Genomic DNA, 13,181 nt, shown 5'->3' on the forward strand with positions numbered 1-13,181 from the left:
GCCTCCATGGGCGGGTAGGTGCCGAGATCCTCGGGGCAGGCCATCAGCCCGGCGGCCCGGCCGGTGCGCACGTAGTGCAGGAACGGCGACTCCCCGGGACCCAGCAGGTGCCCGTAGGTCTCCCGGTAGAACGCGATCGAGAAGGCCTTGCTCGGGTCCCGGCCCTCGTGCTGCCCGTAGGCGACGAAGTGGGCGAGCGGCCCGCCGGGGGCCCCGGCGGCGTCGGGGTTGCGCTGGGCGTAGAAGGCGGCGTCGAAGAACGGCGCGACCGTCCGGGCCTCGTCGGCCAGCGCCGCCTCCCGCGAATCCGGCGTGCCGTAGCGGGGGTGGAAGGCACCGGCCGCGATGTCGGTGCCGTGCATCAGCGCCGTGGCGAGGCGGTGGACGAGGGGCGCGAGGCCCGTCTCGCGCATCCCGGGATGCGCGTCGGCGTAGGCCTGCCCGTCGAAGTCGGGCCTGGGGTTGCGGCCCGCGCGCCAGCCGGTGTCGCAGTAGTCGCGCACCGCGTCCTCCGCCTCGGACAGCCCGTAGCGCGCCCGGTAGAAGCCGTGGTCGAAATGCCCCGCCACCAGCCGCGCCTGCAGGTCCAGGAGCGCGCCTCGGTCGGGGGGCTCCCGCCCGATCGCCCCGAGCCAGGCCGTGTCCTCGACCGGCGCCCGCGCCGGCCGCAGCCCGCAGACCCGCAGCAGCGCCGCCAGCGTCGAGCGCCCTGGCCCGGGATCGCGCAGCTCCCGCCAGCCCGCCTCGGCGAAGTGCAGGAACGGCTCGCGCCCGCCCACGTCCGGGTAGGTCGCCCGGTACCACGCCGCGTCCACCGCCGGCAGGTTCAGCCGGTGCGGCCCCGCGAACGGCTCGGCCCCCGTCAGCCGGGTCTCGGCGACGTAGCGGAAGAACGGGTCGTCCGCGACCGCCCGGCTGCCGGCCCGCGCCTGCACGTAGCCGGCCGGGTCGAAGTCCGGCCGCGGGCCGATCCGCGCCCGCCAGCCCTCCGCCACGTAGTGGCGCAGCAACTCCGTGTCCGAGGCATCGGCCAGCGCCTCGGCCTGCGGTCCGGGCAGGCGCCGCCGGTAATGGGCGGCGTCGAAGTAGGGGGCGAGCGTCTCGATCCGCAGCGCGAGCGCGGCCTCCGGGTCGGGGCGGGCCGGTCCGCCGTGGAGGACGTAGTGGACCAGCGGGTTCCGGGTGGCGAAGGTGATCCCGCGGCTGAGGCAGTAGGCCAGGGTGTCGAACTGCGGCGCCGGCTCGCGGCCCTCGCGCCAGCCGGAGGCCATGTAGTGGTCGACCGGGTCGACGCCGGCGGCGGCGAGGTCGGGGTTGCCGGCGAGATAGAAGGCGCCGTCGACGAGGCGGCGGGCGAGGCGGTGGGCCTCGGCCGTGTCGGGCTTCGGCAGGGTGGCCGCCTCCCCCTCCCCGCCGGCCCCGCCACGCCCGGCGCGGCGGCGCGCCAGGGCGTGCAGGAGCGGGTTGATGCCGGCGCGGGCGAGGTGGGGATGGGCGGCGAGGTAGGCGGCGGAGTCGAAGTCGGGGCGCGGGTCGCGGCCCGCGCGCCAGCCGTGGACGAGGTAGTCGCGCACCGGGTCGGCCGCGATCCCGTACCAGCTCGCGTAGAACGCCGTGTCAAAGTGCGGGGCCAGGGCGGCGATCAGGCGCGCCTCGAGATCCGCGCCGGTCGCCGCGCCCGCCCAGCGTCGGTGCAGCGCCGCCGGCGTGGCCAGCGGGTCGCGCAGCCGGCCGAGGCGGCGTCGCATCCGCGTCAGGGCCGAGATCCGGCCGGTCCCGTCGGAGTCGCGGCGCATCTCAGGACTCTGCGGAGGGGCGTTCGCCGCGGGCCGTCACGGGGCGCGGGATCCATCGGCCGCCCGCCGGGCGGGCGCCGTCGAGGCGCGGGGCTCTGATCGGGTCATGGGCGGCAGCTGGCGGGCAGCGTCGGAGGCGCGAGGCGGCGCGGGAGCGATCGTCCTGTCGGACACAAGTCGCACTAGCGGAACCGGCCGAATCCGTAAACCGCGGGGCGCCGCCGGCGTCCGCGCCGCGGACCGGCGGAGGGGCCTTGCTGTCGACCGTATTTCGATATATCTGAAAATTCGTCATATCGAAATTGAGTCGTCTCCATGCATCCCTATGTCTCGGACGGCCTGCACGCCGATCCCTTCGACGCCTTCCGCGTCCGCGCCCATCGCGGGCCGATGGGCGGCGACCCCCGCGGACGGCACGGGCCCCACGGCCACCCGGGTCGCGGTCCCGGCGACCGCCGGATGTTCGGCCGCGGCGGCCGCGGCGACCTCGCGCGCTTCTTCGCCCACGGCGACCTGCGCCTCGTCATCCTCCACCTGATCGCCGAGAAGCCGCGCCACGGCTACGAGATCATCAAGGCGATCGAGGAGCGGGTCGGCGGCGCCTACAGCCCGAGCCCCGGGACCGTCTACCCGACGCTGACCCTCCTGGAGGAACTCGGCCACGTCACGGTGACCCCCGGGGAGGGCACCAAGCGGCTGCACGCGATCACGCCCGAGGGGCAGGCCTTCCTGGACGGCAACCGCCCGACCCTCGAGGCGATCCTCGCCCGGATGGCCGAGGCCGAGGCCGCCCGGGGCGACGGTCCCCCGCCCTCGGTCGTGCGCGCCAAGGAGGGGCTGAAGCTCGCCCTGCAGATGCGGCTCGCCCGCGGCCCGCTCAGCGCCGAGCAGGCCGCCGCCATCACGGCGGCCCTGGAGGCGGCGACCGCCGCGGTGGAGCGGGCGTGACGGGCCGTCCCGCGCCCGTCACCGGACCCGTCACCGGGACGCGGCTCGGCAGCCTCGTCCTCGGGATCACCCTGTTCCGGCCGCGGCCGGACCAGGTGGCGCGCGTCCGGGCCCTGGCCTCGGCCGGCGACGCCGCGGTGATCGCCTTCGACAATGGCGGCCTCCCGACCGGGACGGCCGACCAGCTCGCCCGGACCGGCGTGACCCTGCTGTCGGCGGGCACGAATCTCGGCATCGCCGAGGCGCTCAACCGGATCGCGGCGGCCGCCCGCGCCGCGGGGGGCGGGACCCTCCTCCTCCTCGACCAGGACGCCGAGCCGCCCGCGGATCTCGCCGCCGCGCTGCTGGCGGCGCGGGACCGGCTGCGGGAGGCCGGGATCCCGGCGGCGGTGGTGGGCCCGGCGCCCGCGCCGGCACCGGGCCACAAGGCGCCGGCCTACCCGCCCCGTCCCGGCGCGCCGGCACGCGACGGCCTCGCTCCCGTGCAGTTCCTGGCGACCTCGGGCTCGCTCGTCGACCTCGACGCCTTCGCGCGGGTCGGGCCGTTCCGCGGCGACTTCTTCATCGACGGGGTCGAGCTCGAATGGTGCTTCCGTGCCTGGAGCCTCGGCTACGGCTGCTACCGAGCCGACGCCGTCGCGATCCCGCACCGCGTGGGCGGCGGGACGATCCGGGCCCTCGGGATCACGATGCCGCGCCAGCCCCTGTTCCGCATGGCGACCTACCTGCGCAACGCGATCTACGCGTGGCGGCTGCCGCACGTGCCGCCGCGCTGGAAACTCGCCCAGGCCGCCTACCTGCCGCTCCAGGCCGGGCTGTACTGGGCGGATTCGGGCTTCCGGCCCGCCGTGCTGCTCAGGCTCCTCGCGGCCGCGCGCGACGGCGCCCTCGGGCGCCTCGGGCCGCCCCGGGACCTGCCCCGGGACCTGCCCCGGGACCTGCCGTGACCGACCGCCCTGCCCTCGACGTCGTGATCGTCAACTGGAACGGCGGCGGCCTGCTGCGCGCCTGCCTCGCGAGCCTCGCGGCCGCGCGGGACGCCGCGGCCGTGCAGGTCACCGTGGTGGACAACGCCTCGACGGACGGCTCCACCGAGACCCTGGCCGCCCTGCCCCGCCCGCTGCGGCTGATCCAGAACACCGCGAATCTCGGCTTCGGCCGGGCCTGCGACCAGGGCGCCGCCGCCGGCGACGCCCCCGCGATCCTGTTCCTGAACCCTGACACGCAGGTCGCGCCCGACGCGCTCGGCGTGGCCCTGGCCGCCCTGGCGGCCGACCCGCGGACCGGGATCGTGGGCGCGCGGCTCGTCGACCCGGACGGGCGGACCGCGCGCTCCTGCGCCCGGGCGCCCTCGGCGCTGGGCCTCCTCGGCCGCGCCCTGGCGCTGGACCGCCTCGGCCTCGTGCGGCCGCACTTCCTGCTGGAGTGGGACCACGCGGAGGACCGCGCCGTCGACCAGGTGATGGGCGCCTTCCTGATGATCCGCCGCGACCTGTTCCGGAGCCTCGGCGGGTTCGACCCGCGCTTCTTCGTCTACTGGGAGGATGCCGACCTCTGCGAACGGGCCCGGGCGGCGGGCTTCGCGGTGCGGCACGTGGCCGGGGCGGTCGCCCGCCATGTCGGCCAGGGCACGACCCGGCAGGTGCGGGCGCGGCGGCTGTTCTACTTCCTGCGCAGCCAGATCCTCTACGCCGGCAAGCACCACGGCGCCGCGACGGCCCTCGCCCTGGCGGCGGCGAGCTTCGGCGCGCAGGTGCCCCTGCGGCTCGCCCTGGCCCTCGCCCGCCGCTCCCCCCGGGAGGCCGCGGAGGTCCTGCGGGCGGCGGGCCTCCTGGCCGCGGCGCTGCCGGGGCTCGTGCCGGACCTCCTGCGGGCCGCGCGCGCGCGGCCCGCCGCTTGAGCGGGCCGGCGATGCCGTGCCCTGTCCGCGCGCCCGCCGCGCAGGGGCCGGCCGCCCGATCGACCCGGACGCGGCCGTGAGACTGCCTGTCACCGGCGACGGCCGGTTCTGGGCCCTTGCCTTCCTGGGCCTCGGCCTCCCGGCCTGCCTCGCGCTGGCCTGGATCGGTCTCACCGGTGAGACCCCGTCCGCCCTCGCCGTCTGCGGCCGGCTCGCCGGCATCGCGGCGTTCCTGGGCCTGGGGCTCGCTGCCCTGGCCCTGGCGACCCGGGGCCGGGCCGCGCTGTTCGCGCTGCTGTGCTTCCCGGCCTCGCTCGCGGCCGCCTCCGGACCGGACGGGCCCGTCCTGGCGCTGGCGGCGCTCGCGGCCGCGCTGCTCAGCCCCCGGCCGATGACGGGCCGGCACGGATCGGCGCGCCGCGCCGGCGCGGCGCTGGCGATCGCCCTGGTGGTGCTGGCGCGGCCGGCCTGCGCGCCCCTCGTGGGGATGCTGCTGGTGCCGTTCCCGCCCCCGGGGCGACGCGTCCGCGCCTGGCGGGAGCGGCTGCCGCTCGCCGCGCTCGCCCTGCTGCCGGCTCTCCTGCCGGCTCTGCCGCCGGCCCTGCTTCCGGCCGCGAGCCCCGGGCTTCCGCCCCCCGGCGCGGCGGGGGGCGGATTGGTGTCCCTGCCCGTCCCGCTGCCCGGGTTCCTCACCGGGGTCTGGGCCGCCGCGCTGCTGGTGCCGCCCGTCGCGCTGCGGCGCGGCCCCCTGCCCCCGCCCGCGGAGCGGCTGTGGCTCTCGGGCTGCGCGCTGCTCGGCCTCTGGCTGGCGGTGCTGCCGCAGGCCCTCGCCCCGGCGGGCGGCCTCGGGGGGATGCAGGCCCGGGACCTGCTGCCGCTGGCGCCGATGCTGATCCTGGCCTTCGCCCGGGGGCGGATCGGCACCGCGGCGGCCCTGCGCTGGCCGGCCCTGCTCCCGGTGCTGGCCGCCGCCCCCGACGCGGTGGTGCTGCCGATGATCGCGCTGCGGGCGTAGCGGGCGCTCAGTCCCGGTCCAGGAACTCCAGGAGCGCCCGGTTGAAGGCCTCGGGCCGGGTGACGCTGTGGGCGTGGCCGCCCTCCGGGGCGAGGGCGAGCCGGGCCTTGGGCAGCGCCGCCGCCAGCCGCTCGGACCGGGTGTAGGGCACCAGCACGTCGTCCCGGGCGGCCATGACCAGGGTCTCGTGGCCGATCGCCCCGAGATGGTCCGCGATGGTGAAGCGCTCCAGGGCGGCGATGCGGGTCAGCACGGTCTCGGCGCCGGGGAAATGCGCCAGGGCCTGCGCCGCGTCGGCTTCGACCCGGTCGGCCTCCGCGGAGAGCCAGGGGGCCGGGTACAGGAAGATCGCCTGGGCCCGCACGTAGGCCTCCGGCCCGCCCCCGGCCAGGATCGCCCGGCGGGCCGCGAAGCAGCGGCGCGTGGCCGGGTCCATCGCGTCCCAGCCGTTGATCACGACGAGGCGCCCGACCCGCCCGGGGGCGTCCAGCGCCATCTGGAGGGCGATCAGGCCGCCGAGCGCGTGGCCGACCACGTCGGCCCGGTCGATCCCGGCCGCGTCCAGCACCCCGAGCGCGTCCCGCGCCATGGCGGGAACGTCGTGGTCCGGCGCGAGCCGGCCGGGCGAGCGCCCGGTGCCGCGGTGGTCGTAGGTGACGACCCGGAACCGCGCGGTCAGGGCCGCCATCTGCGGCGCGAAGTAGCCCGCCGCGCCGCCGAGGCCCGGCGAGAGCAGCACCGGCCGCCCGCCCGCCGGGCCGGCCACCGCGTGGGGGAGCGGGCCCATCAGCGGCCGATATGGGCGATCGCGGCGATCTCCACGCGGGCCTCGGGCTTCACGAGGCCGCACTGGATGCAGTAGCGCGCGGGCTTCTCGCCCGGGAAATACTCGGCGTAGACGGCGTTGATCGCCGCGTAGTCGGCCCAGTCCGCCAGGAAGACGTGGTTGAAGGTGACGTCGTCCATGGTGCCGCCCGCGGCCTCGACCACGCCCCGGATGGTCTCCAGCACGTGGCGGGTCTGGGCCGCCGCGTCGCCGACATGGACCACGTTGGCCTCCGCATCGAGCGGCAGCGTGCCCGAGACGTACAGGATCCCGTCGGCCAGGGTGCCCGGCACGTAGGGGGCCAGCGGCTTGCCGGTCCCCGGCGGTATCACGACCTGCTTGGGCATTCCCTGCGCCTCCCGCGCGCGACCTGTCGGCCGGGCCGGGCAGGCCGCGCGGGAGGCCGCGTCGCGGCGGTCTTCGCGCACCCTGCCGGTCACCGGCCGGGCGCGCGATGCACTTATCCGGCCAGATCGCCGCCGGATGTACCGCCGGATGTATCGATCCCGGCGTGTGAGGACGCCCCGAGGGCGGCCTCGAAGGCGGCGACGTCCGAGACCCAGCCGAAGAAGGTCTCGATGTTGGCGAGCGCCGCGTGCTGCAGGCTCTCCGGCCCGGCCTGGTGCGTGGCGTCGGCCAGTACGATCCCGAAATACTCCCGGTGGAACCCGTCCCGCAGCGTCGACTCGACGCAGACGTTGGTGGCGATGCCGGTGAAGACCAGCGTGGTCACGCCCCGGGCCCGCAGGGTGCTGTCGAGGGGCGTGTTGTAGAAGCCGCTGTAGCGCGGCTTGCCCATCACGATGTCGCCGGGCTCCGGCCTCAGGGCGTCCACCAGCGCGTAGTCCCAGGATCCCTTGGCGAGGAGCTGCGCGTTCGCTTCAGGATTCCGCCGCATCGTCTTGAGCGCGTTGGATTTGTGCCAGTTCGGCGAGCCCGGGCCGCCGGCCTCGACATAGGCCGGGTCCCAGCCGTTCTGGAACCACAGGACCGGGATGCCGGCGGATCGCGCCGCCGCCACCGCCCGGGCGATCCGGGCGATCACCGGGCCGGTGCCCGAGACGTCGAAGCCGGCCCGGTCGAGGTAGCCGCCCGGGCTCGCGTAGGCGTTCTGGACGTCCACCACGATGAGGACCGTGGTCGCGGGATCGAGGGCGATCGGCTCCGGGCGGGCCGGCAGGACGACGCCGCCGTGCCGGCCCTGGGCGTCGCGGAATCCGGCGGGGCGATCCATCTGGCGATCCATCGGTCGGTCCATCGGGCGGTCCATCAGGCGACCTCGGGCAGTGCCGCCGCGGTCACGTGCCGGCGCGACCGCATCAGGGGCTGGATCCGGGTCCCGAAATCGTCGAGGCCCTTGAGGAAATCGTCGAAGACGAGCAGCACGCCCTCGACGCCGTCGATGGTCATGACGGCGTCGAGCATCGCGGCCACGCTGGCGTAGCTGCCCACAAGGGTGCCCATGTTGAGGTTCACCGCCGAGGTCGGGTCGGCGAGCTGGCGCACGTTGGTGTCGCTGCCGGACTTGGTGTCGGCCGCGCCCTGGACGCCGAGCCACGCGATCGCCTCGGCATCCGCGCCCGCCTTGTAGTGCGCCCAGGTCGCCATCGCGGCGTCGTCGGTCTCGTTGGCGATGATCATGAACAGCGCGAAGGCGGTCACCCGCCGCCCGGTCCGCGCGCCGGCCTCGGCGAGCGTCTCCACCACGGGCGCGAAGGCGGTCGGCGTGTTGAGCCCCTTGCCCAGACAGAAATTGTAGTCGGCGTACTGCGCCGTGAAGGCCAGTCCGGCGCCGCTCTGGCCGGCGCAGATGATCTTCACCGGCGCCTGCGGCCGGGGGCTCAGCCGGCAATCGTTCATCTGGAAATACGTGCCCTTGCGGTCGCTGGCGCCCGTCTCCCACAGGTCGCGCAGGATCTGGGCGTACTCGGCCAGGTAGTCGTAGCGTTTGGCAAAGTAGTCGTCGCCCGGCCACAGGCCCATCTGGTCGTATTCCGGCTTCTGCCAGCCGGTGACGAGGTTCAGGCCGAAGCGCCCGTCGGAGATCGAATCGATGGTCGCGGCCATGCGCGCCACGATGGCGGGCGGCAGGCACAGGGTCGCCGCGGTGGCGAACAGCCGGATCCGGGTGGTGACGGCGGCGAGCCCCGCCATCAGGGTGAAGGATTCGAGGTTGTGGTCCCAGAACTCGGTCTTGCCGCCGAAGCCGCGGAGCTTGATCATCGACAGGGCGAAGTCGAGCCCGTAGCCCTCCGCCTTCAGGGTGATCGCCTTGTTGAGCGCGAAGCTCGGGCGGTACTGCGGGGCGTTCTCCGACAGCAGCCAGCCGTTGTTGCCGATGGGGATGAACACCCCGACACTCATGGCCTGGGCCGGACGGGCATCGGCGCTGTCGTCCGCGTGGCTCTGCATCGTCGTCCCGCGCTCCGCCCGGTCGGTTCCCTGCCGGAACCGAGTCGGCAAGCGGAGGCTCGCAAAACCGCCGCGGAGGGTCAAACCCGCGGCGCCCGTCGGGCGCGAAAATGCCTATCTTTCCAGCGACTTGCACAACCAGGGCGCGATGCCTGCCCAACCCATGCGCGCTTCCCGTCCGGCCGCGCCTTCCCGCCGGCCCGCGCTTCCGCGCGGCGCGATGATCGGTCACGATGCGGTGACGGTGCGGCGATCACTGTCGGCAGGGTCACAAACATTGTCGTGGGCGTGGCGAAGACCATCTTCCCGTGACGATGACGGATCTCGGTCCGACCCTGCCGGACCCTGCCGGACCTTGCCTGACCTTGCCGGAGTGACAGCGATGCGCGCGTGGCCCGCCCTGCTCCTCGTCCTCGGCCTCGCGGGGCCGGTGGCGGCCGACGAGGCGGGGCGCGCGGCGGCCCGGGCGGTCATCGCCAAGCAGGAGCAGGCGCTCGGCCGCGACGACGCGCAGACCGCCTACGAGCAGGCCGCGCCCGGGATCCGGGAGCTGTTCCCGAATGCCGACCTGTTCATCAGCATGGTCCGGAACCAGTACCGTCCGGTCTACCGCCACCGCAGCTTCGTGTTCGGCGAGGCGCGGGACACGGACCCGGCGGGCGTGGTCCAGTCTGTGGCGATCCAGGACGAGTACGGCGACGACTGGACGGCCGAGTACAGCCTCGCCCGCGACGCGGACGGGCAGTGGCGCATCACCGGCTGCCGCCTCACCAAGGCGCCCGGCACGCGCGCCTGAGGACGCGCGCAGGAGAGCGCGCCCCCGAGGGGCGCCCGCCGCCGGCACGGCGGGCGCGGAGGCCGAGCTCAGGGCCGGAACGTCCCGAGCTTCTCGAGCATCTGCAGGGTGACGTCGGCGCAGGCCCTGGTCGTGTCGTCGTCGGCGCACTTCACGTCGACCCGCGCGTCGCCGCGCTCCAGCACGATGTGGGCGGCCCGCGACGGCGGAGGCGGGGGCGGAGGCGGCGGGGGGCCATCCGGGCCGGGACCGCGGCGCGGGTCGCCGGGGGGCGGGGGTGGCGCGCCGGCCTCGGGGCCGGGCCTCGGGCCGCCGGGCGGCGGCGGCGGGGCCTGCGCGAAGGCGACGGTGCCGGACAGCAGTGCCGCGACGCCCGCGAGGGCGATGATTCGGGTCATGTCGGCTCTCTCCGAGACGGGATCCGCCCCGGCGGCTCGGCGGCTCGGGGGCCGCGGGGCGGTCCGGCTCTAGGACGCGGCCGGGCAACCGGCCCTGAACCGGCCCGTTCAGCCCCGGTTAAACCGCCGGCCCCGCCCCGTGCGCGCCCGGCAGCCAGGGCGGCGGCGCTCGGCTTTCGACAGGTCCGCCGGCATCGTGTAGAGGGGGCGCCTTCCCTCGGAGGACCCCGTGCTCCACGTCTCGACTCGCGGCGCGGCCGCGCCGCTCTCGTTCTCGGACGCGCTCCTGGCGGGCCTCGCCCGCGACGGCGGGCTCTACGTGCCGCAGACCTGGCCGCAGATCGGCCGTTCGGAGATCGCCGCCCTGGCGGGCCGGCCCTACGCGGAGGCCGCCAAAAGGGTGCTGCGCCCGCTGATCGACGGCGACGTCGCCGGGCCGGACCTCGACCGGATGATCGACGCGGCCTACGCGACGTTCCGCCACCCGGCGGTCTGCCCGCTGACCCAGCTCGACGACAACCTGTTCCTGCTGGAGCTCTTCCACGGGCCGACGCTCGCCTTCAAGGACGTGGCGATGCAGCTGCTCGGGCGGCTGATGGACCACGTCCTGGCCGAGCGCGGCGCCCGCGCCACCATCGTGGGCGCGACCTCGGGCGACACGGGCTCCGCCGCCGTGGAGGCCTTCGGCGGCCTCGACCGGGTCGACGTGTTCATCCTCTACCCGCACGGGCGGGTCTCGGAGGTGCAGCGGCGGCAGATGACCTCGGTGCCGGCGCAGAACGTCCACGCGCTGGCCGTCGACGGCACGTTCGACGATTGCCAGAACCTCGTCAAAGCCCTGTTCCAGCACGCCGATTTCGCCGACGCGGTGCGGCTGTCCGGCGTCAACTCGATCAACTGGGCCCGGGTCGCGGCGCAGGCGGTCTACTACTTCACCAGCGCCGTGGCGCTGGGCTCCCCCCACCGCCCGGTCTCTTTCGCGGTGCCGACCGGCAATTTCGGCGACGTGCTCGCCGGCTGGGTCGCCAAGCAGATGGGCCTGCCGGTCGAGCGGCTGATGATCGGCACCAACGCCAACGACATCCTGGTGCGGACCCTGGAGCACGGCGCCTACGAGCTGCGCGGCGTGGTCCCCACCTCCTCGCCCTCCATGGACATCCAGATCTCGTCGAACTTCGAGCGGCTGCTGTTCGAGGCGCTGGGGCGCGACGCCGCGTCCCTGTCGCGGCTGATGGCCGGTCTGAAGCAGTCCGGCGGGTTCTCGCTGAACCCCGAGGCGCTGGCGACGGTGCGGGCGGAGTTCGACGCCGTGGCGGTGCCGGAGCCCGACGTCATGGCGGAGATCGCCCTGACCCAGGCCGCCACCGGCGTGGTGCTCGATCCCCACAGCGCCATCGGCGTCCGGGCCGGGCGACGGCTCCTGGAGCGGGACCCGGCGACCCCCGTGGTGGCGCTCGCCACCGCGCATCCCGCGAAGTTCCCGGACGCGGTCGCCCGGGCGACCGGCGGCCTGCGCCCGCCCCTGCCCCCGCACCTCGCCGATCTGATGGACCGGCCCGAGCGCCTGACCCGGGTCGCCAACGATCAGGCCGCCCTGGAGTCGCTCATCCGCGAGCGCGCCCGCATCACGAGGGGTGCGTGAGCCCGGCGCGCGTCACGCGACGCGCCCCCTCTCCCGTGCGGGAGCGGGGACCCGCGCCGCATCCGGCCCCCTCCGCGACGAGGCGTCGATGAACCAGCATTTCTCCACCCACGCCGCCTCGCCGTCCCTGCGCACCACGCGGCTTCCAAACGGCGTCACGGTGGTGACCGAGCCGATGCCCGGTGTCGCCACCGCGAGCCTCGGCGTCTGGGTCGGGGCGGGCTCGCGCAACGAGCGGGCCGACGAGGCGGGCCTGTCCCACCTCATCGAGCACATGGCGTTCAAGGGCACCCGCACCCGGTCGGCGCAGAAGATCGCGGAAGAGATCGAGAATGTCGGCGGCGAGATCAACGCCGCCACCTCCACGGAGGGCACCAGCTACACCGCCCGGGTGCTCGGCGAGGATGCCGGCCTCGCCCTCGACGTGATCGGCGACATCCTCACCGACTCGGTGTTCGACGCGGGCGAGCTCGCCCGGGAGAAGGGCGTCATCCTGCAGGAATACGCCGCCGTCGAGGACACGCCGGACGACGTGGTCTACGACGCCTTCACGGAGGCGGCCTTCCCGGACCAGCCGGTCGGCCGGCCGATCCTCGGGCGGCCCGAGACGATCCGGAGCTTCGACGAGGCCGGGATCCGCGCCTATCTCGACCGGGAATACACGCCCGACCGCATCGTCGTGGCGGGCGCCGGGGCCGTGACCCACGAGGCGATCGTGGCGGCGGCCGAGCGCCATTTCGGCGCCCTCCCCGCCAAGTCCGCCCCCACGGCGGTGCCGGGCGTTTACGGCGGCGGCGAGCGGCGGATGCCGCGCAAGCTCGAGCAGGCCAACGTGGTGATCGGCCTGCCGGGCCTCTCCTTCCGGGACGACCGCTACTACGCGCTCCACATGTTCGCGCAGGTGCTGGGCGGCGGCCTGACCTCGCGGCTCTGGCAGGAGGTGCGCGAGACCCGCGGCCTCGCCTACGAGATCCAGGCCTTCCACTGGCCCTTCTCCGATTGCGGCCTGTTCGGAATCGGCGCCGGCACCGCCGGGGCGGACCTGCCCGAGCTCGTCGACGTGACCCTGGCGGCCACCGCCCGGGCGGCCCGCGACCTCGACGCCACCGAGATCGCCCGCGCCAAGGCGCAGCTGAAGGTCTCGCTGCTCTCGGCCCTGGAGACGCCGGGCGGGCGCATCGAGCGCAACGCCCGCCAGATCCTGGCCTGGGGCCGGGTGATTCCCGCCGGGGAGGTGATCGACAAGGTCGATGCCGTCACGGTCGAGGACGTCCGCGCCGCGGCGGCCGCGATGCTGCAGGGCACGCCGACGCTGGCGGCGATCGGCCCGATCCGCAAGCTGCCCGCCCTCGACAGGATCGCGGGCGCGCTCCAGGGGGCGTAGGGCAGCTTCGGTCGGTCGCCGCGCCACCGTCTTTGCGAGCGGAGACCCCCCGCAACGGCCGGCC

At 75.4% G+C, this 13,181-nt stretch carries 12 protein-coding genes and 1 pseudogene; 7 read left to right on the plus strand and 6 right to left on the minus strand.

All coding sequences use genetic code 11. From position 1 onward, the window contains the following. Positions 1 to 1,796: pseudogene (locus ACQKQD_RS20675) on the minus strand (glycosyltransferase); the annotation flags it as partial. Positions 1,797 to 2,111: 315 nt separating this feature from the next. Here ACQKQD_RS20675 and ACQKQD_RS20680 point away from each other — a divergent pair. The 4 genes from ACQKQD_RS20680 (at position 2,112) to ACQKQD_RS20695 (ending at position 5,659) form a co-directional block, all read left to right on the plus strand. Next, positions 2,112 to 2,744, plus strand: a complete 633-nt coding sequence (locus ACQKQD_RS20680) for a PadR family transcriptional regulator (protein ID WP_020093357.1) — start codon at positions 2,112 to 2,114, stop codon at positions 2,742 to 2,744. Beyond that, a complete protein-coding gene (locus tag ACQKQD_RS20685; protein ID WP_427509425.1) occupies positions 2,741 to 3,691 on the plus strand; it encodes a rhamnosyltransferase in 951 nt (316 codons plus the stop codon). The genes ACQKQD_RS20680 and ACQKQD_RS20685 overlap by 4 nt, the downstream gene beginning before the upstream one ends. After that, positions 3,688 to 4,644 carry a glycosyltransferase family 2 protein gene (locus tag ACQKQD_RS20690; protein WP_427509426.1) on the plus strand — a complete coding sequence of 319 codons (957 nt, stop codon included), beginning with the start codon at positions 3,688 to 3,690 and terminating at the stop codon, positions 4,642 to 4,644. Before ACQKQD_RS20685 ends, ACQKQD_RS20690 begins: the two co-directional genes overlap by 4 nt. Positions 4,645 to 4,720: 76 nt before the next feature. Then, a complete protein-coding gene (locus ACQKQD_RS20695; protein ID WP_427509427.1) occupies positions 4,721 to 5,659 on the plus strand; it encodes a hypothetical protein in 939 nt (312 codons plus the stop codon). 7 nt (positions 5,660 to 5,666) lie between these two features. Here the strand turns inward: ACQKQD_RS20695 and rutD are convergent, their stop codons facing one another. The 4 genes from rutD to rutA all read right to left on the minus strand — a co-directional run bounded on the left by rutD (position 5,667) and on the right by rutA (position 8,849). Continuing rightward, positions 5,667 to 6,446 carry a pyrimidine utilization protein D gene (gene rutD / locus ACQKQD_RS20700; protein ID WP_427509428.1) on the minus strand — a complete coding sequence of 260 codons (780 nt, stop codon included), beginning with the start codon at positions 6,444 to 6,446 and terminating at the stop codon, positions 5,667 to 5,669. Next, entirely contained in the window at positions 6,446 to 6,832 is a 387-nt protein-coding gene (rutC, locus tag ACQKQD_RS20705; RefSeq protein WP_100252122.1) for a pyrimidine utilization protein C, read from the minus strand. Before rutC ends, rutD begins: the two co-directional genes overlap by 1 nt. A gap of 113 nt (positions 6,833 to 6,945) precedes the next feature. Further along, entirely contained in the window at positions 6,946 to 7,743 is a 798-nt protein-coding gene (gene rutB / locus ACQKQD_RS20710; protein WP_427509429.1) for a pyrimidine utilization protein B, read from the minus strand. A gap of 11 nt (positions 7,744 to 7,754) precedes the next feature. Beyond that, positions 7,755 to 8,849 (minus strand): pyrimidine utilization protein A, encoded by a 1,095-nt coding sequence (gene rutA, locus ACQKQD_RS20715; RefSeq protein WP_427509537.1) that lies wholly within the window; start codon positions 8,847 to 8,849, stop codon positions 7,755 to 7,757. A 430-nt stretch (positions 8,850 to 9,279) separates the two neighbouring features. Here rutA and ACQKQD_RS20720 point away from each other — a divergent pair, with 430 nt between their 5' ends. Further along, entirely contained in the window at positions 9,280 to 9,693 is a 414-nt protein-coding gene (locus tag ACQKQD_RS20720; RefSeq protein ID WP_427509430.1) for a DUF4864 domain-containing protein, read from the plus strand. Between the two features lie 68 nt (positions 9,694 to 9,761). Here the strand turns inward: ACQKQD_RS20720 and ACQKQD_RS20725 are convergent, their stop codons facing one another. Next, positions 9,762 to 10,091 (minus strand): hypothetical protein, encoded by a 330-nt coding sequence (locus tag ACQKQD_RS20725; RefSeq protein WP_107353635.1) that lies wholly within the window; start codon positions 10,089 to 10,091, stop codon positions 9,762 to 9,764. 229 nt (positions 10,092 to 10,320) lie between these two features. Here ACQKQD_RS20725 and thrC point away from each other — a divergent pair, with 229 nt between their 5' ends. Together thrC and ACQKQD_RS20735 are read left to right on the plus strand one after the other, a co-directional pair. Beyond that, entirely contained in the window at positions 10,321 to 11,733 is a 1,413-nt protein-coding gene (gene thrC, locus ACQKQD_RS20730; RefSeq protein ID WP_427509431.1) for a threonine synthase, read from the plus strand. Positions 11,734 to 11,821: 88 nt separating this feature from the next. Beyond that, positions 11,822 to 13,117, plus strand: a complete 1,296-nt coding sequence (locus ACQKQD_RS20735) for a M16 family metallopeptidase (protein ID WP_427509432.1) — start codon at positions 11,822 to 11,824, stop codon at positions 13,115 to 13,117. Positions 13,118 to 13,181 lie beyond the last annotated feature (64 nt).

It is taken from the genome of Methylobacterium sp. NPDC080182, from assembly GCF_050281105.1.
In the GTDB taxonomy this organism is placed as follows: Bacteria; Pseudomonadota; Alphaproteobacteria; order Rhizobiales; family Beijerinckiaceae; genus Methylobacterium.

Bases quoted from the DNA above. Each gene is read 5' to 3' on its own strand.
- ACQKQD_RS20725 (WP_107353635.1), bottom strand. From the start codon at position 10,091: ATGACCCGAATCATCGCCCTCGCGGGCGTCGCGGCACTGCTGTCCGGC.
- rutC (WP_100252122.1), bottom strand. From the start codon at position 6,832: ATGCCCAAGCAGGTCGTGATACCGCCGGGGACCGGCAAGCCGCTGGCC.
- ACQKQD_RS20735 (WP_427509432.1), top strand. From the start codon at position 11,822: ATGAACCAGCATTTCTCCACCCACGCCGCCTCGCCGTCCCTGCGCACC.
- rutD (WP_427509428.1), bottom strand. From the start codon at position 6,446: ATGGGCCCGCTCCCCCACGCGGTGGCCGGCCCGGCGGGCGGGCGGCCG.
- rutA (WP_427509537.1), bottom strand. From the start codon at position 8,849: ATGAGTGTCGGGGTGTTCATCCCCATCGGCAACAACGGCTGGCTGCTG.
- rutB (WP_427509429.1), bottom strand. From the start codon at position 7,743: ATGGACCGACCGATGGATCGCCAGATGGATCGCCCCGCCGGATTCCGC.
- ACQKQD_RS20720 (WP_427509430.1), top strand. From the start codon at position 9,280: ATGCGCGCGTGGCCCGCCCTGCTCCTCGTCCTCGGCCTCGCGGGGCCG.
- ACQKQD_RS20680 (WP_020093357.1), top strand. From the start codon at position 2,112: ATGCATCCCTATGTCTCGGACGGCCTGCACGCCGATCCCTTCGACGCC.